The organism is Mesorhizobium metallidurans STM 2683 (genome assembly GCF_000350085.1).
GTDB lineage: Bacteria > Pseudomonadota > Alphaproteobacteria > Rhizobiales > Rhizobiaceae > Mesorhizobium > Mesorhizobium metallidurans.
In genome coordinates this window covers 18193-34568 of record NZ_CAUM01000096.1, presented here as the reverse complement: position 1 = coordinate 34568, position 16376 = coordinate 18193, and the positions used below count along the sequence as shown (strand labels likewise).

General features: G+C 61.5%; 20 protein-coding genes. 9 read left to right on the top strand and 11 right to left on the bottom strand.

Going from position 1 to position 16376, the window contains the following annotated elements; genetic code table 11:
- The first annotated feature begins 5 nt into the window (after positions 1–5).
- Both aztC and MESS2_RS15220 read left to right on the top strand, forming a co-directional pair.
- A complete protein-coding gene (gene aztC, locus MESS2_RS15225) occupies positions 6–947 on the top strand; it encodes a zinc ABC transporter substrate-binding protein AztC (RefSeq protein ID WP_008875252.1) in 942 nt (313 codons plus the stop codon).
- 124 nt (positions 948–1071) lie between these two features.
- Positions 1072–1410 (top strand): protein tyrosine phosphatase family protein, encoded by a 339-nt coding sequence (locus MESS2_RS15220; protein WP_008875251.1) that lies wholly within the window; start codon positions 1072–1074, stop codon positions 1408–1410.
- 4 nt (positions 1411–1414) lie between these two features.
- Here the strand turns inward: MESS2_RS15220 and MESS2_RS15215 are convergent, their stop codons facing one another.
- A complete protein-coding gene (locus MESS2_RS15215) occupies positions 1415–1882 on the bottom strand; it encodes an Lrp/AsnC family transcriptional regulator (protein ID WP_008875250.1) in 468 nt (155 codons plus the stop codon).
- A gap of 139 nt (positions 1883–2021) precedes the next feature.
- Between MESS2_RS15215 and hppD the strand changes: the two genes are divergently transcribed.
- The 3 genes from hppD to MESS2_RS15200 all read left to right on the top strand — a co-directional run bounded on the left by hppD (position 2022) and on the right by MESS2_RS15200 (position 3794).
- Positions 2022–3134, top strand: a complete 1113-nt coding sequence (hppD, locus tag MESS2_RS15210) for a 4-hydroxyphenylpyruvate dioxygenase (protein ID WP_008875249.1) — start codon at positions 2022–2024, stop codon at positions 3132–3134.
- A gap of 64 nt (positions 3135–3198) precedes the next feature.
- On the top strand, positions 3199–3423 hold the full coding sequence (locus MESS2_RS15205; RefSeq protein WP_008875248.1) for a type II toxin-antitoxin system Phd/YefM family antitoxin: 225 nt from the start codon (positions 3199–3201) through the stop codon (positions 3421–3423).
- The gene (locus tag MESS2_RS15200; RefSeq protein WP_008875247.1) at positions 3420–3794 is read left to right on the top strand and encodes a type II toxin-antitoxin system VapC family toxin; all 375 of its coding nucleotides are present in this window, start codon (positions 3420–3422) and stop codon (positions 3792–3794) included. Before MESS2_RS15205 ends, MESS2_RS15200 begins: the two co-directional genes overlap by 4 nt.
- Before the next feature lie 44 nt (positions 3795–3838).
- Here MESS2_RS15200 and MESS2_RS15195 read toward each other — a convergent pair whose 3' ends face one another.
- The 7 genes from MESS2_RS15195 to hmgA all read right to left on the bottom strand — a co-directional run bounded on the left by MESS2_RS15195 (position 3839) and on the right by hmgA (position 8797).
- The gene (locus MESS2_RS15195; protein ID WP_008875246.1) at positions 3839–4162 is read right to left on the bottom strand and encodes a BrnA antitoxin family protein; all 324 of its coding nucleotides are present in this window, start codon (positions 4160–4162) and stop codon (positions 3839–3841) included.
- A gap of 224 nt (positions 4163–4386) precedes the next feature.
- A complete protein-coding gene (locus MESS2_RS15190) occupies positions 4387–4614 on the bottom strand; it encodes a BrnT family toxin (protein WP_008875245.1) in 228 nt (75 codons plus the stop codon).
- A gap of 65 nt (positions 4615–4679) precedes the next feature.
- Positions 4680–5216, bottom strand: a complete 537-nt coding sequence (locus MESS2_RS15185) for a DinB family protein (RefSeq protein WP_008875244.1) — start codon at positions 5214–5216, stop codon at positions 4680–4682.
- 4 nt (positions 5217–5220) lie between these two features.
- Entirely contained in the window at positions 5221–5514 is a 294-nt protein-coding gene (locus tag MESS2_RS15180) for a hypothetical protein (RefSeq protein ID WP_008875243.1), read from the bottom strand.
- A gap of 3 nt (positions 5515–5517) precedes the next feature.
- Complete coding sequence (locus MESS2_RS15175) at positions 5518–6531, bottom strand: fumarylacetoacetate hydrolase family protein (RefSeq protein ID WP_008875242.1); 1014 nt, start codon at positions 6529–6531, stop codon at positions 5518–5520.
- Positions 6532–6572: 41 nt separating this feature from the next.
- Entirely contained in the window at positions 6573–7487 is a 915-nt protein-coding gene (locus MESS2_RS15170; protein ID WP_008875241.1) for an MBL fold metallo-hydrolase, read from the bottom strand.
- On the bottom strand, positions 7484–8797 hold the full coding sequence (gene hmgA / locus MESS2_RS15165) for a homogentisate 1,2-dioxygenase (RefSeq protein WP_008875240.1): 1314 nt from the start codon (positions 8795–8797) through the stop codon (positions 7484–7486). The genes MESS2_RS15170 and hmgA overlap by 4 nt, the downstream gene beginning before the upstream one ends.
- Positions 8798–8939: 142 nt before the next feature.
- Here hmgA and MESS2_RS15160 point away from each other — a divergent pair, with 142 nt between their 5' ends.
- Positions 8940–9389: a MarR family winged helix-turn-helix transcriptional regulator gene (locus MESS2_RS15160; RefSeq protein ID WP_008875239.1), complete on the top strand. Its 450-nt coding sequence runs from the start codon at positions 8940–8942 to the stop codon at positions 9387–9389.
- Positions 9390–9608: 219 nt separating this feature from the next.
- Here the strand turns inward: MESS2_RS15160 and tdh are convergent, their stop codons facing one another.
- Together tdh and MESS2_RS15150 are read right to left on the bottom strand one after the other, a co-directional pair.
- On the bottom strand, positions 9609–10643 hold the full coding sequence (gene tdh, locus MESS2_RS15155) for an L-threonine 3-dehydrogenase (protein ID WP_040593186.1): 1035 nt from the start codon (positions 10641–10643) through the stop codon (positions 9609–9611).
- A gap of 218 nt (positions 10644–10861) precedes the next feature.
- Positions 10862–12049, bottom strand: coding sequence for a glycine C-acetyltransferase (locus tag MESS2_RS15150; protein ID WP_008875237.1), 1188 nt, complete (start codon positions 12047–12049; stop codon positions 10862–10864).
- A gap of 287 nt (positions 12050–12336) precedes the next feature.
- Between MESS2_RS15150 and MESS2_RS15145 the strand changes: the two genes are divergently transcribed.
- Positions 12337–14409 (top strand): putative bifunctional diguanylate cyclase/phosphodiesterase, encoded by a 2073-nt coding sequence (locus MESS2_RS15145; protein WP_040593177.1) that lies wholly within the window; start codon positions 12337–12339, stop codon positions 14407–14409.
- Positions 14410–14475: 66 nt separating this feature from the next.
- Positions 14476–15219, top strand: coding sequence for a polysaccharide deacetylase family protein (locus MESS2_RS15140; RefSeq protein WP_008875235.1), 744 nt, complete (start codon positions 14476–14478; stop codon positions 15217–15219).
- 5 nt (positions 15220–15224) lie between these two features.
- Here the strand turns inward: MESS2_RS15140 and MESS2_RS15135 are convergent, their stop codons facing one another.
- The gene (locus tag MESS2_RS15135; protein ID WP_008875234.1) at positions 15225–15743 is read right to left on the bottom strand and encodes a MarR family winged helix-turn-helix transcriptional regulator; all 519 of its coding nucleotides are present in this window, start codon (positions 15741–15743) and stop codon (positions 15225–15227) included.
- A gap of 109 nt (positions 15744–15852) precedes the next feature.
- Here MESS2_RS15135 and MESS2_RS15130 point away from each other — a divergent pair, with 109 nt between their 5' ends.
- Positions 15853–16260: a hypothetical protein gene (locus MESS2_RS15130; RefSeq protein ID WP_008875233.1), complete on the top strand. Its 408-nt coding sequence runs from the start codon at positions 15853–15855 to the stop codon at positions 16258–16260.
- Positions 16261–16376 lie beyond the last annotated feature (116 nt).

Below are 16376 nucleotides of genomic sequence, written 5' to 3'. Positions count from 1 at the left end.
GCCCAATGCTGAAATCGATCCGCGCCGCCCTTACATTGAGCGTTATAACATTAAGCGCCTTTGGCGTATCGTCGGCCTTTGCCGAGCCGTTGAAAGTGGTCGCCAGTTTCACCGTCATCGCCGATTTCGCCAAAAATGTCGGTGGCGACCGGGTCAACATCACCACCATCGTTGGGCCGGATGGCGACGCCCATGTCTATGAGCCGAGCCCGGCCGATGCCGTTGCGATGGCCGGCGCCGATGTGGTTCTGGTCAACGGCCTGCATTTCGAAGGCTTTCTGCAGCGCCTGGTCGACGCCAGCGCCACAAAGGCGACGATCGCCGTCCTGACCAAGGACGTGACGCCGATCAATTTCAAGCCCGAATTCGCCGATGCCGACGCTGCCGAAGGCGCCAATACCGGCAGCGGCAAGACGGTCACCGATCCGCATGCTTTCCAGTCGATCGCCAATGCCAAGATCTATGTGAAGAACATTGCCGATGCTTTCTGCGCCGCCGATGCCCAGGGCTGCGACAGCTACAAGGCCAATGCCGCCGCCTATACCGAGAAGCTTGACGCGGTCGAAGGCGAAGTGAAGGCGGCGATCCAGTCGATCCCGCAGGAGAAGCGCGTCGTCATCACCTCGCATGACGCCTTCGGCTATTTCGAGCATGCATACGGCCTGACTTTCCTTGCCCCGCAAGGTGTGTCGACCGACTCCGAGCCCTCGGCCGCCGATGTCGCCAAGCTGGTCAGCCAAGTCAAGCGGGACAAGGCAGCGGCGATCTTCGTCGAGAACATCACCAATCCGCGCCTGATCGAGCAGATCGCCAGCGAGACCGGCATCAAGGTGGGCGGTACGCTCTATTCGGATGCGCTGTCGCTGCCCGATGGCCCGGCCTCGACCTATATCGACATGATGCACAACAACATCGCCCAGATCAAAGGCGCGATCCTCGGCAGCTGAGTCGAGCGCGCCTGGATTTTCCGGCTCGCAATGCCTATTTGGCAGAGAATTCCCCCGATGCGGATTGCCGCCCATGCCGGGGAGTGGCAAGATTGCCGGCAAATCAGATTGCGAGGACAGAGCCATGGAATACCGCGAGATCAGCGAGGACTATTCGGTCTCGGGCCAGATCCAGCCCGAAGACGTCGCCGCCATCAGGGCCGCCGGCTTCAAGAGCGTCATCTGCAACCGGCCGGACGACGAGCAGCCCGGGCAGCCTTCGGCCGACAGCGTCAAGGCGGCGGCCGAAGCCGCCGGGCTCGCCTTCCGCTTCATCCCGGTGATCAGCGGCCAGATCACGCAAGAGAATGTCGAGGATCAGGCCGAGGCGCTTGACGAACTGGAAGGGCCGGTCTTCGCCTATTGCCGTTCCGGCGCGCGCTGCACCAATCTTTATGGGCTGATCCAGCAGCAGAGGGGTTGACCTGTCAAATCGGCAGCGCGCCGGTTTCCTTCAGCGTTTCGAGCACGATCGCCGTCTTTACGTGCTGCACGGATTCGTGCGGCAGCAGCACGCCATTGACGAATTCCGACAGCGACTTCAGGTCCGGCGTTACCACCTTGAGGATATAATCCATCTCGCCGGTCAGCGCGTGTGCCTCCTGCACTTCGGGCAGCCGCGCCACCAATTCACCGAAGCGCCGGGCATTGTCGCGGTTGTGGGTGGCGAGCGTCACGGAGATGACATTGACCAGCGAGAAACCCAGCCGGTCGCGGTCGAGCACGGCGCGGTAGCCCTTGATATAGCCGTCCTCCTCCAGGCGCTGGCGGCGGCGCGAGCACTGTGACGCCGACAGGTTCACCCGCTCCGACAAATCGTTGTTGGTGAGCCGCGCATCGCCTTGCAAAAGCGACATTATCTTGCGGTCAAACTGATCAATGCGCGCATCATCCACAGTTTTTCCTCCATAAATGCACGATCTGCGCATCACTTGATCATTTCAAGCGTTTGAATGCAAGCACCATGCACCCATCCCGCGCTATCATTGCGTCGAGACGGCCCTTCCCGGCCACGTCAGCTTTTGGAGGATTGCCATGGGTCCCTTCCCGCACGACGCACCGCCCGCGAAGATCGGCAAGGCCAACCCTGCCGGCACCGACGGGTTCGAATTCGTCGAGTTCGCGCATCCCGAACCGGAAAAGCTGGCCGAGCTTTTCAACCGGATGGGCTATGTCGCGGTTGCAAAACACCGCAGCAAGAACATCACCGTCTGGCGGCAAGGCGACATCAACTACGTCGTCAATGCCGAGCCCGGCTCGCATGCGATGAAATTCGTCGACAAGCATGGGCCTTGCGCTGCCTCGATGGCGTGGCGCGTGGTCGACGCCAAGCATGCCTTCGACCATGCCGTCGCCAAAGGCGCCACCCCCTATGAAGGCGCCGACAAGGCGCTTGATGTGCCGGCCATCGTCGGCATCGGCGGTTCGCTGCTCTATTTCATCGAGACCTACGGCGAGAAGGGCTCGGCCTATGATGCCGAGTTCGAGTGGCTGGGCGCGCGCGACCCGAAGCCGGAGGGCGTCGGCTTCTATTATCTCGACCACCTCACCCACAATGTCTATCGCGGCCAGATGGACAAATGGTGGGACTTCTACCGCGATCTGTTCGGCTTCAAGCAGATCCATTTCTTCGACATCGACGGCAAGATCACCGGGCTGGTCAGCCGTGCGATCACCTCGCCCTGCGGCAAGATCCGCATTCCGCTCAACGAATCCAAGGACGACACCAGCCAGATCGCCGAGTATCTGAAGAAGTACAATGGCGAAGGCATCCAGCACATCGCCGTTGGCACCGACGAGATCTACGCCGCCACCGACAGGCTGGCCGCCAATGGGCTGAAATTCATGCCAGGTCCGCCCGAGACCTATTACGACATGTCCCATGACAGGGTGAGCGGCCATGACGAGCCGATCCACCGAATGAAGAAGCACGGCATCCTGATCGACGGCGAAGGCGTGGTCGACGGCGGGACGACCAAAATCCTGCTGCAGATTTTTTCAAAAACCGTGATCGGGCCGATCTTCTTCGAGTTTATCCAAAGGAAAGGCGATGAAGGGTTTGGCGAAGGCAATTTCCGCGCCTTGTTCGAATCGATCGAGCAGGACCAGATCAAACGCGGGGTGATCAAGGTTCAGGCGGCGGAGTAGGCAGACGCTGTCGCCTTGCGCTCAATCAATTATGACCTAAATTCTAGTCATAAGGGATCGAGCCATGAATATCTCCATTGCAGAAGCCAAGGCGAAACTGTCAGAACTCGTCAGCCGCGCGGAAGCCGGTGAGGAGATCGTGCTCACACGCCACGGCAAGGTGGCGGCGCGTATCGCACCTCCGGCAGTGGCCGAACTCCTGCCGCGTATCGGCGCCTTGAAGGGCAAGATCTGGATTGCGGACGATTTTGACGAACTCGGTCCCGAATGGGACGAGTACGTGAAATGACGGTCGGCCCGTTTCTCGCCGACACACATGTCATCCTTTGGTCGATTTCGGACGATCGACGTCTGAGCGAGCACCACCGCGCTATCCTGGCTTCGGAAGCGGTGGTGTTCGCGAGCGCGGCAAGCGCTTGGGAAATTGCTATCAAACGTTCGATCGGAAAACTCAACGTGCCGGACGATCTGACGACGTTGCTTCCAAAGATGCAATTTCAGCCGCTCGCCGTCACCTTCCAGCATGCCAACGCCGTCGGCGGCCTGCCCCACCATGGTGATCCGTTCGACAGACTGCTGATTGCACAGGCGCAAGTGGAGAAACTTAGCATTCTGACGGCCGACCCACATTTCGCTCGTTACGACGTTGCGTTGGCCTGATTCCGGTATCGGTCGAGGCTTCCTCGCGCTTGCCAGACCGCCCGCTACTTCCGAAGGCCGGCGGCCTTGCGCAGAATGTCATTGATCCGGCTTTGCCAGCCGGGGCCACCGGCACGGAATCGGGCCACCACATCGCTGTCGAGCCGCAGCGTAACCTGCTTCTTCGGATTGTCGAGCGCCGGCCGGCCGCGCGAACGACGAATGCTCTCGGCAAGGTCCGGGAAGACTTCGGCGAAAGGACGGGCTTGCGCGATTTGCTCATCCGTGGCCTCCGGGCTGTCGACAGCATCCCAATCGGCTTTGGTGAAGCCCTTACCTGGCGTGAACTCCTTGTCAGGCTTGGTGATGGTCAGTTTCTTGGCCGTCATCGGATGTTCCTTTCCTTCTCGCTGGCGTGCCGCATGGAAACGATAGAAATGGCCTCGTTTCCAAGGCGGGAGAAAACGACGGTGACCGCAACTTCTCTAAGAGACTGTTTCGAAATTCGCTCAGGCGAGTCATATGGTGGTGGTTTCGAGAACCGGCGCGCAGCGGACATTTGGGTCCGTGAGCACCGGCCTACGCCGGCCGTAGCCTTAGCTACCACAACCGCTCATGAGTGCTTCGGCCGGCGAAGGCCGGAAGCGCAGAAAACGCCATCAGATGGCCGCCAGAGTAGAATTTCCAAACGGTCTCTAATGTTTCCGATCGCCATGAAGCGCTTGCCCCGCGCCGGCAGAAGAGTGGCAGCATAGAAGAAATCCATTTCGAGATCCGCAAAGTCCATCCCGTGCTTCGAGACGTTCGCCTGCCGCTTGATCTCATCCCAGACGAGCTTCAATTTATGTACCTACAACAATCGAGTCAAGAATTTCGTAACTACAATAATTCACGCGTGCCATCTCATCACAATCCGAGCCGCTCGACCTCCGCCTGCCGCAACTTCAAATCGTAGTCGAGCAAAAACTCGTCGAGTTGCGGCGGCGCAACCGAAGTGCCGGAGAGCATCGCATGCACCTGACCGCGATGATGGATGTCGTGCAGGAAGACATGGGCGAGGATATCGCCGATGCGCTCGGGGATCATGCCGTCCTCGCGCCGGTCGGTGACGACGCGGCGATCGAGATCGGCCTCGGACAGGCGGTCGCAGAAGGCGATGAGCCGCCGGTCCGATGCGGTCTGCGCGGCGAACAATGCCTGTGGTTCATCGAACGGCACATAATCGTCATGGGCTGCAGCACCGACCCCGCCTTCCTCCAGGAAATCGAGATAGAGATGATCGACCGCCAGTATGTGGTTGAGCGTCGCCTTGATCGAGGGAAAGAAGCTGGTGCGTTCGGCCTCGAATTCACCGGGCCGGAGCGAAAGCACGGCACGATAGAGTCGGTCGTTCGACCAGAGATTGTTGCCGGCCATGCGGCGAAGATGATCGAGAAGTTCCATGACTTCACGCCGCCGACCGGACCCAACGTATGGCCACCCATATGAGCACGAAACCAGCCAGAACAATCAGCAGCAGCCGGTTCATGCGCCGCCGCATGGCTTGAGTTTCCTGGTCGCGAGCGACATTCGTGTTGGTGATGGTGTGGAACATCATTGCATTGCGCGGAAAGCCGCTGCGATTGGTCAGATCCGGCGAACGCGCCTCGATGCGATAGCTCAGCCGGATCGCCATGATGAAGACCGCCAGAATGGCGAGCGCCCAGACACCAGCCAGTAGATAGAACGCCTCCCCCATCATTCCCTACCCCTCGTATTTCTCGACCTTCTGCTCAATAGCGCCGAAGATCGAATGCCCGGTCCTGTCCTTCATCTCGATGCGCACCGTGTCGCCAAAGCGCAGGAATGGCGTTTTTGGTTCACCGGCCTCGATGGTCTCGATCATACGCAGTTCGGCAATGCAGGAATAGCCGGCGCCACCGGCCGACACAGGCTTGCCCGGCCCGCCGCGCTGCTTGTTGGAGACGGTGCCCGAGCCGATGATCGTGCCTGCAGCCAACTTCCGTGTTTTGGCGGCATGGACGATCAGCGCCGGAAAATCGAAGGTCATGTCGGTGCCGGCGTTCGCCCGGCCGAACGGCTTGCCGTTGAGATCGGCGAGCAGAGGCAGGCTGACCTTGCCGCCATCCCAGGCGTCACCGAGTTCATCCGGCGTTACCGCGACGGGCGAAAAGGCCGAGGACGGTTTCGACTGGAAGAAGCCGAAACCCTTGGCGAGTTCCGGCCCGGTGAGCGACCGTAGCGTGACGTCGTTGACGAGCATGACAAGGCGGATCGCATCCTTCGCCTTGCCAAGGCTTGCGCCCATCGGCACGTCGTCGACGATGACGGCGACCTCCGCCTCCATGTCGATACCAAATTGCTCGTCGGCCATGCGGATCGGATCGCGCGGCGGAATGAATGCGTCCGAGCCACCCTGGTAGATCAGCGGATCGGTCCAGAAGCTTGCCGGCATCTCGGCGCCGCGCGCTTTCCGCACCAGCTCGACATGGTTCACATAGGCGGAGCCGTCGGCCCACTGATAGGCGCGCGGCAGCGGCGAATGGGCGTCATGCTCGTGAAAGCGGGCAGACGGTACCGCATTGTTCTCAAGCGATTCCGCCATGGCGGCGAGATGCGGGGCGATGCGGCCCCAGTCGTCGAGCGCTGCCTGCAGCGTGCGCACCAGGAACGAGGCATCGGTAAAGCGCGTCAGGTCGCGCGAGACGACGACAAGTTTCCCGTCGCGCGTCCCGTCCTTCAATGTAGCAAGCTTCATGCGGTTTCCTCTCCTACTGCGGCTTTGGCGCCGTCTTTGTTTCACGCATGATCTTTTCCGAAAACCGGTTCCCACTTTTCGGGATCATGCTCCAGCCCCACAACAAGGCCGTCGTGGGCAATCGTCAAGTCACCAGCCCAAGTTTTCCTGACAGCGGCGATCCAGTCGGCTTCGCCGATCACGGCATCATCGGCCGGAATGAGGTGGTTGAGCACCAATCTTTTGACACCCGCATCGCTGGCGATGCGTCCGGCCTCCTCGGCAAACGAGTGACTGGCGAGCAGATGTTCCTTCAGCCGCGCGCCGTTGCCGGTCCTGGCGACCAGCCGCTCAATGCCTTCTTCCAGCATGGCTTCATGGACGAGGATGTCGGCGCCGCTGGCAAAATCGGCCAATGGCGGAAAGAACGCCGTGTCGGCGGAGAATACAACGCTTTTCCCGTCATGGTCGAAGCGCAGCGCAAAACAATCGGTCACCGGCGGATGGTCGACGCGCAGCGCCGTCACTCTCAGACCGTTCTCCCCGAACACTTCGCCCTCGCCGAATTCGGCCACCGACACAAGCTCACGAATGTCCGGGCGGCCTTCATCGACGATGCGGATATCGATGTCGAACGCCATCGCCTGGCAGAAATGTTGCCAGTAGCGGCCGGTGCCGGGCGGGCCGAGCACCGTGATCGGCGTTGCCAGTCCCGCCGTCCAGGCAGTGTGGATCAGCGGCCCGAGTTCCAGCACATGATCGGAATGCAGATGCGTGATGAAGATCAGGTCGAGCGCCTTCAGGCTGATGCCGGCATCGACCAGGCCGCGGGTCACACCCAGTCCGCAATCGATGACGATGGTGCGGCCGCCGAGCTCCAGCAGCGACGAGCTTGGCCATGGCCCACCCGGCCGCAGCGCCGGGCCGCCCTTCGAGCCCAGAAGCACCAGCCGATCGCGCACCCGGTTGGCGCTCAAGACCAGTCGCCCTCGGGCGTGCCGTTGAAACGCTTCTTCAGATCGGCCCAGCAGTCGATGTAATTGTCCTGCCGGGTTTCGAGCTCGGCGCCGTAGCGGGTCAGCATCTGCGGGAATCGGGTCTCGAACATGAAGGCCATGGTATTGTCGAGCTTGACCGGTTTCAGCTCGGTGCGCGAGGCCTTTTCGAAGCCAGGGGCGTCAGGCCCGTGGGCCAGCATCAGATTGTGCAGGCTTATGCCGCCGGGCACGAAGCCCTCCTCCTTGGCGTCATACTGGCCGTGGATCAGGCCCATGAACTCGCTCATGATGTTGCGATGATACCAGGGCGGGCGGAATGTGTTTTCGGCCACCAGCCAGCGTGGCGGGAAGATGACAAAATCAATGTTGGCGGTGCCCTCCTCGCCGCTCGGCGCCGTCAGCACGGTGAAGATCGACGGGTCGGGGTGGTCGAACAGGAGCGCGCCGACCGGTGAAAACGTCGCAAGATCATATTTATAGGGCGCGTAGTTGCCGTGCCACGCCACCACGTCGAGCGGCGAATGGCCGATCTCCGTGACATGGAAATTGCCGCACCATTTGACGATCAGCCGGCACGGCGTCTCCTTGTCCTCGAACCAGGCGCAAGGCGTCTTGAAATCGCGCGGATTGGCCAGGCAATTGGCGCCGATCGGACCGCGATCCGGTAGCGTCAGCTTGGCGCCGTAGTTCTCGCAGACATAGCCGCGCACCTCCTTGTCGACCAGCTCGACCTTGAGGACGAGGCCGCGCGGCAAGACCGCGATCTCGCCTGGCCTGAGCTCGATGACGCCCATTTCGGTGACGAAGCGCACGGCCCCGACTTGCGGCACAATCAGCAGTTCGCCGTCGGCGTTGAAGAAATGGTCATCGGTCATCGAGCGGTTGGCGACATAGACATGCGCCGCCATGCCGGTCTGCCCGAGCACGTCGCCGGCCGTGGTGATCGAGCGCATGCCGGCGATGAAATCGGTCGGCTCTTTCGGCATCGGCACCGGGTTCCAGCGATACTGGCCGAGCGCCAGTTCATGGTCGCCGACATTGGGGGCGGTCTTCCACAGCGGATAGCTCGCTGCCTTGAAGCGGCTAGTGTGCCTGACGCTCGGCCGGATACGGTAAAGCCAGGAGCGTTCATTGGTGCCGCGCGGCGCGGTGAAGGGCGAACCGGACAATTGCTCGGCATAAAGGCCGTAGGCCGGCCGCTGCGGCGAGTTGCGTCCTTGCGGCAGCGAGCCGGGCAGCGTCTCGGTTTCGAAGTCGTTGCCGAACCCCGGCATGTAGGAAAAGGCCATCGCATCCTCCTCGATTAACGCTGCCAGAGCATCCTTTGCGCGTCAAAGAGGACGTGCGGCGCCTGGGCTTGACCAAATTGGTTTCATTTGTAACCATTGAGAATGTAACTATCAACCGCAGCGTCTGCCGGGATACGAAGCCATGGACGTCCTGGAACTGGAAAGCTTCCTGCCCTACCGGCTCTACCGTCTCGCCGATGCCGTCAGCCGCGAATTCTCGAGAGTCTACAAGGATCGTCATGGCCTGACGCGCCCGGAATGGCGCACGCTGGCCGGGCTGGGGCAACACGGCACGATGACCGCGACTGAACTTGGCGAGCAGTCGGCCATGCACAAGACCAAGGTGTCGCGCGCCGTGGCGGAGCTGGAAAGGTGCCGCTGGCTGATCCGAACCCCTGATGAAAAGGATCGGCGGGTCGAGCATTTGACGCTGACCAAAGCCGGCCTTGCCGCCTATCGCGAGATGGTGCCGTTGGCGAAGGCTTTCGAGCGGGAATTATTGGCGAGGCTGAGCACCGGCGAGCGCGCGGCGATTGTCAACGGAGTGGCCGCGCTGGAAGCGGCGCTGGGCAGATCAAAGAAAGAGCTATGAAAGCTGCTTCATAGCGATCCTTCACACCCCCCTCTGGCCTGCCGGACATCTCCCCCGCAAGGAGGGAGATTGGCAATTCACGCGTCCGGCCAGCCTTGAGACGTTGGAGATTGGCGAAAGCATCAATGACGTCCGATCTCCCCCCTTGCGGTGGAGATGGTCGGCAGGCCAGAGGGGGTGCTGTCCCTCCGACATTAGCGTCGAGTGGCTAGCGCTGACCTACCAGTCCATCACCACCTTGCCGGAATTACCGCTCTTCATCGCCTCGAATCCCGAAATATAGTCGGCGATGCCGATGCGGTGCGTGATTAGCCCCGAGACATCGAGTGGCCCCTGCACCAGGGCGATCATCTTGTACCAGGTCTCGAACATCTCGCGACCGTAGATCCCCTTCAAGTGCAGCATCTTGAAGATAACCTTGTTCCAGTCGATCTCGAAGCCGGTCGGTGCTATGCCGAGGATGGCGATCTTGCCGCCATTGTTCATGGTGTCGATCATGTCGCGGAAGGCGGGTGCCGCACCCGACATTTCGAGGCCGACATCGAAACCCTCGGTCATGCCGAGCGCCGGCATGATTTCGCGCAGCTTTTCCTTCGACGCATCGACGACATGCTGGACGCCGAGCTTTTTCGCCAGCGCCAGCCGCACCGGGTTGATGTCGGTGATGACCACCTTTCGCGCGCCGACGCATTGCGCCACCAGCGCGCCCATGATGCCGATCGGCCCGGCGCCGGTGACCAGCACGTCCTCGCCGACCAGATCGAAGGACAATGCCGTGTGGACGGCATTGCCTAAGGGATCGAAGATCGCGGCGATCTCGTCCGGCACGTCATCGGGGATCGGCACGACATTGTGCTGCGGGATGGCCAGGTATTCGCCGAAGGCGCCGGGCCGGTTGACGCCGACACCGAGCGTGTTGCGGCAGAGATGCCCTCTGCCCGCACGGCAGTTGCGGCAATGGCCGCAGACGATGTGGCCTTCGCCCGAAACACGCTGGCCAACCTTGTACTCGGTCACCGCCGCGCCGAAATCGGCGACCGTGCCGACGAATTCGTGCCCGGTCACCATCGGCACCGGCACGGTCTTCTGCGCCCACTGGTCCCAATTGTAGATGTGGACGTCAGTGCCGCAGATCGCCGTCTTCCTGACCTTGATCAGCACGTCGTTGGGGCCGATCTCCGGCACCGGCACCTCTTCCATCCAGATGCCTGGCTCGGCCTTGGCCTTGACGAGGGCTCGCATCATATTGGACATCAGGCTCTGCCCCCGCTTTGACAGGTCGCGTTCCTTCGCGCGCCCCTCGGTCCTGCCGGACATCTCCCCCTCAAGGGGGGAGATTGGCCGCTGGCTCCGCTTTCACCAACCTTCAAAGTGTCAAAAAGGGCAGCGCGTCGAAACTGCCAATCTCCCCCCTTGAGGGGGAGATGTCCGGCAGGACAGAGGGGGGCGCCGTAGAGCAAAAACATGACCGATTATCCTATGACGCCCAGTTCCCTGCCAACCGCACCGAAGGCCTCCACGGCGCGGTCGATGTCGGCGCTGGAATGGGCGGCCGACATTTGCGTGCGGATGCGCGCCTGGCCCTTCGGCACCACCGGAAATGAGAAGCCGATGACATAGATGCCGCGCTTCAGCATGCGCGCCGCCATCTCCTGCGCCAGCGATGCATCGCCCAGCATCACCGGGATGATCGGATGATCGGCGCCTACCAGCGTGAAGCCGAGCTTGCCCATCTGCGACCGGAACCGCGCGGCATTGTCATAGAGCTGCTTGCGCAAACCGTCGCCGTTCCTGATCAGATCGAACACCCGGATCGAGGCGCCGGCAATGGCCGGCATCAGCGTGTTGGAGAAGAGATAGGGGCGCGAGCGCTGGCGCAGCCAGTCGACTACTTGTCTGTTGCCCGATGTATAGCCGCCGGAAGCGCCACCGAGCGCCTTGCCAAGCGTGCCGGTGATGACGTCCACCCTGCCCTCGACGCCGCAATGCTCGGCCGAGCCGCGGCCGTTCTTACCGACGAAGCCGACCGCATGGCTGTCATCGACCATAACCATGGCGTCATACTTCTCGGCGAGATCGCAGACGCCCCTGAGGTTGGCGATGATGCCGTCCATGGAAAACACGCCATCGGTGGCGATCAGCCGGAAACGACAATCCTTCGCCTCCTTCAATCTCGCCTCCAGATCGGCCATGTCGTTGTTGGCGTAGCGGAAGCGTTTTGCTTTCGACAGCCGCACGCCGTCGATGATCGAAGCGTGGTTCAGCGCATCGGAGATGATCGCATCCTCCTCGCCCAGCAACGTCTCGAACAGGCCGCCATTGGCGTCGAAGCAGGAACCGTAGAGGATGGTGTCGTCCATGCCGAGGAAAGAGGAAATCGTCGCCTCGAGCTGCTTGTGTTCCTCCTGTGTGCCGCAGATGAAGCGCACCGATGCCATGCCGTAGCCATAGCGGTCAAGCGCCTGCTTGGCCGCCTCGCGCAATTCGGCGCTGTCGGCGAGGCCGAGATAGTTGTTGGCGCAGAAATTCAGCACCTTGTCGCCGCCAACCTCGATCTCGGCCGACTGCGTCGAGGTGATCACCCGCTCGGATTTGTAGAGCCCCGCCGCTTTCAGCCCTTGAAGCTCGCTATCGATATGGGAAAGGAATGCCGCGCTCATGATCAGGCCCTGTTGAGATTGATGAGGACTGTCGCCCCGCGCGGGCGAAAAATCCATCGCAAAAGCGACGCTTTGGCGGTGCGCGGCCGGTGGCCAGAATGCAGCCCCAGAATGCCGCCAATGACGGATGTTCAAATGCGGATGCGCCGCGAAAGAACGCGATAACCATTTCGCGAGCTTTCCGCTGCTGGCGCTGTTGCCGGTCTCTCGATTTCCAATCCTGTTAATACTTACAAGCCAATGGTTTTCGCACCCAGGAACCTGTCGGCGAGAGGCCGCCCCAGAAAATGTCGCAGCAGCCGGTGCAAACCGTTTCGAGCAGACTTATCTTGCTGATCAAGGCCGGCTATTGGCTGGCGCTGCTGATCATTGCCGCAATGGTCATGGCTTCCTTCATCCTTCTCCAGCAGATGATGGCCGCCCAACGGCACGACGAAACGCTGCTAGACATGGTCAGCACGCAAAAGGCGCTGTCGCAACGCATCGTGTTCCTTGCCAGTGCGGCGGGAGCTGCCACGCGCGACCAGCAGCCTGCTCTGGTCACCGCATTCAAACAGGCGACGGCAGAGTTCGAGAAGAACTACGATCTTCTGCTCGAGCTGGTCGCCGCCGATCCAACGTCGCCGGAGCGATTCGATCCAGAATCGGTCCAGAACGTGCTTTTCGCCAAGCCGTTCCACCTCGACTATTTCTCAGTCGGGCTTATCGCCAACGGCGAACGCCTGGTCTCAGGATTTGAATCGCAACTCGGCATGGCCACTGACGGCGGCTACAAAGGTGGCAGCGAACGCGTCAAACTCGACGCTTCCGTCGCCAATGCGACGTTGTCGGGCTATGCCGCACTTGGCCAGCGCATCAGTGCCAAGGCCGACGCGCGGTCGGACACGCTTCTCAATCTTCATCGCACGCTGTTCTACGCCACAATCGGCGTCATCGTGCTGGTGGCGCTTTTCATCTTCAGGCCGATGTCGAATGCCATTCTGCGCAAGACGCGCGAACTCATGGATGCGCGCAATTCCATGGCCTTCATCGCGGTGCATGACGGCCTCACCGGGCTCTACAACCGCACCTTCCTGACGGATCATTTCGACACGCTGATCAAGAGCGCGCAACGCCGGCGCGAACGGCTTGCGGTGGTCCAGCTCGACCTCGACCGGTTCAAGCAGATCAACGACACGCTTGGCCACGCCGCCGGCGACTATGTGCTCGTGGTGACGGCGCAGCGCATGCGCGATGCCTGCCGGGCATCGGATCTCAGCGTGCGCCTCGGCGGCGATGAGTTCGTGATGATCCTCAACGGCGCCGGCGGCACCGAGGACATCAATATGACCGCCAAGCGCATCCTGACGCAGATCAACGAACCGATCATCTTCCAGGGCGCGACCGTCCTGCCGGGCGTCAGCGCCGGCATCGCCGTTTATCCCGTAGATGCCGACAATGCGCAGAATCTGCTCGTCCATGCCGATCTGGCGCTCTATTCCGCCAAGAAGCAGGGCGGTGGCAGTTTCTCGTTCTTCTCCGAAGAGTTGCGGCGCGAGCTCGATCACCGCAAGCAGCTCGAACATGACATAAGGACCGCCATTTCGGAAAAGGAGTTCGAGGTCTATTTCCAGCCGCAGGTTTCCTTGTCGAACGGCACGATCAGCGGCGTCGAGGCGCTGGTGCGCTGGAGACATGTCGAACGCGGTGCGATCGCCCCGGGCGAGTTCATTCCCGTCGCCGAGAAATGCGGCCTTATGCCCGAGATCGGCCGCATCGTCATCGCCAAGGCGATCAACGAAGCGGCCGAGTGGAAGCGTAGCGGCATTGCCTTCGGCCGGCTCGCCGTCAACGTGTCCGGCTCCGAATTGCGTGAGCCCGATTTCGATGCCTTCCTCTTCGACACACTGGAAAAAGCCGGGCTGCCGCCGGAAAAACTGTCGCTGGAAATCGTCGAATCCGTCATTCTCGACGACGAGAAGACCGGGATCGCAGCAAAGCTGCGGCACATTCGTGCGGCCGGCGTCCACCTCGAACTCGACGATTTCGGCACCGGCTATGCCTCGCTCAGCCATGTCAACCCGAACGAGATCGACCGGCTGAAGATCGACCGCCGCTTCGTCCAGAACATCAACCAAAACGGCGACAACACCAAGATCGTGCGCGCCATCACGGAACTCGCGCGTGGCCTCGGCATTTCGATCGTCGCCGAGGGTGCCGAAACAGAAGCCGAGCTCGATTCGCTGATGGCGATCGGCTGCGACCAGGTGCAGGGCTATTCCATCGCCTTCCCGATGCCGCAGGAAAAGGCGCGCGAATGGCTGGTCGCGCGAGCGCCCAGGAAGGCCAGGCTGACGGTGCTGCAGGGAAGCCTGGCGTAAGGCGCCAACCTTGACAAGCCTGCCCGGAAATGGCGGCCTGTTGTGATCGGGACATGGATATTCCGGATGCTGACGCCGCTTCGCCTTGCCGTGCTGGTCGTTTTGTTTTGCGCATTCCCCGCAGCCGCAGCGGATCGCACCATCTATCTCACCTTCGACGACGGCCCGCTGACCGGCACCAGCAACATCCTCGATGTGCTCGAGGCCGAGCAGGTTCCGGCCGCCATGTTCATGGTCGGCATGCATGCGCAGGCGAGCGCGGCCAACAAGGCACTTGTGCAGCGCGCCAGGAACATGCCGCTGGTGACGATCGGCAACCACAGCTACAGCCACGCCTACAACCACTACCAGCATTTCTATTCGGATACAGAAGGCGTCGTCGCCGACATGCTGCGGGCAAACGCGGTGCTGGGTCTGAAGCCGGCGGTGCATGCGCGGCTGCCGGGGCGCGATGTGTTCCGGCTGCCCTCGATGTCGAAGGATGACAACTCGCTCGGACTGGCCAAGGAGGGTCGCGAGGACCCTGATTACGAGTTCGTCGCCGCTTCCGGCTTCTATCTCTACGGCTGGGATCATGAATGGGTCCACGAAAACAGCGGCAAGCCAGTGCAGAGTGTCGACCGTCTGGTTAGCGAGATCGACCACCTGTTCAGCTACGGCCAATTCGTCAAGCCCGGCAAGCTGATCCTGCTGATGCATGACGAGATGTTCCAGGACGTCTTCAACGGCAAGGCGAATTTGACGGCCCTCATCACCGCCCTGAAGCTGCGCCGCTACGCTTTCGGCGCGATCACCGGCTATGACGGCTGAGCTGTTTATGATTTGACGTTGCGAGCTGGCTTGCGGGAACGAGGCGGGATGTCGCTATTGTCACCTGGAAAGGCCGTCAGCAATCGCCCGAAGCTGGGTACTTCCACATTGGCGCGTAGCGCCGCAAGCACTTCCGCGAAATCCGCCAGCCTTTCATCCGGCAATCCGGCCCGCAGCCGCTTGTCGAAGGCAAGGGCCGCCGTCCGTAATTTGACGAACATCGCTTCGCCAGCTTCGGTCAGAGCCACCTGGTGAACCCGGCGGTTCTCAGGATCGCGGCGCCGCGTCAGCAACCCTTGCGCCTCCATCGCGTTGAGATGATGGGTCAGCGTCGCGCCCTGGATGCCGATCATGCCGGCAAGCTCGCGCTGGTTGGCAAGCTCGCGCGACTTGATCGACAGCAGGGTAAGCCAGACCGGCAGCGTACCGCCTGCCTCGACCAAAGCAGCGTCGAAGGCCTGCCCGATCACCTTGGCGGTGCGGGCGAGGTTCATGCCGACTGGCGGACGGTCAAAGGGTGTCATGATTCGACACTAGAGCAACAATCGGATCGGCGGAACTTGACTCCTCACATTGACATCAAATCATTCGATATCTAACTTTATGGCGGCGGGCACGAGAGGAAAAGCGATCATGCAATATGTCTACATCGTCGTCCTCGGTCTTCACGTCATGGCGGGCGTGTTCTGGGCCGGCACCACCATCGCGGTTGGCCGCGACCCGGATATACGGGCGGAACGGTTCTTCCGGCCGCAAATGGGCGCCGCCGGCCTGGTTTTCCTTACCGGCATACTGCTGTGGTATTTCTTCCATGAGGGCGTTTTCGGCTCGATGGAGAAAGTTCTGGCACTGGGCATCGTGGCGGCCTTGATCGCCGCCGGCGTCCAGGGGGCGTTGGTCGGCTCCGCCAGCAGACAATTGGCCGGCGCTGACCAGGCAACGGAAGGCCAGTTGCGCGCGAAAATGACAAGAGGCGAACGCATCGCCGGCGGGCTGCTGGTCATCACCGTACTCTGCATGGCCACTGCCAGGATGTTTTGAGCGGCGCTGCCCAATTCACGAGATCGTACGGTGCCCGGCGACAAGCCGGCACTGTGCGCGGCGCGCACCGGACTTAAGCGGAAGGTGGCTCTCCCTGCGAGGGTTTCGGCTGCGCC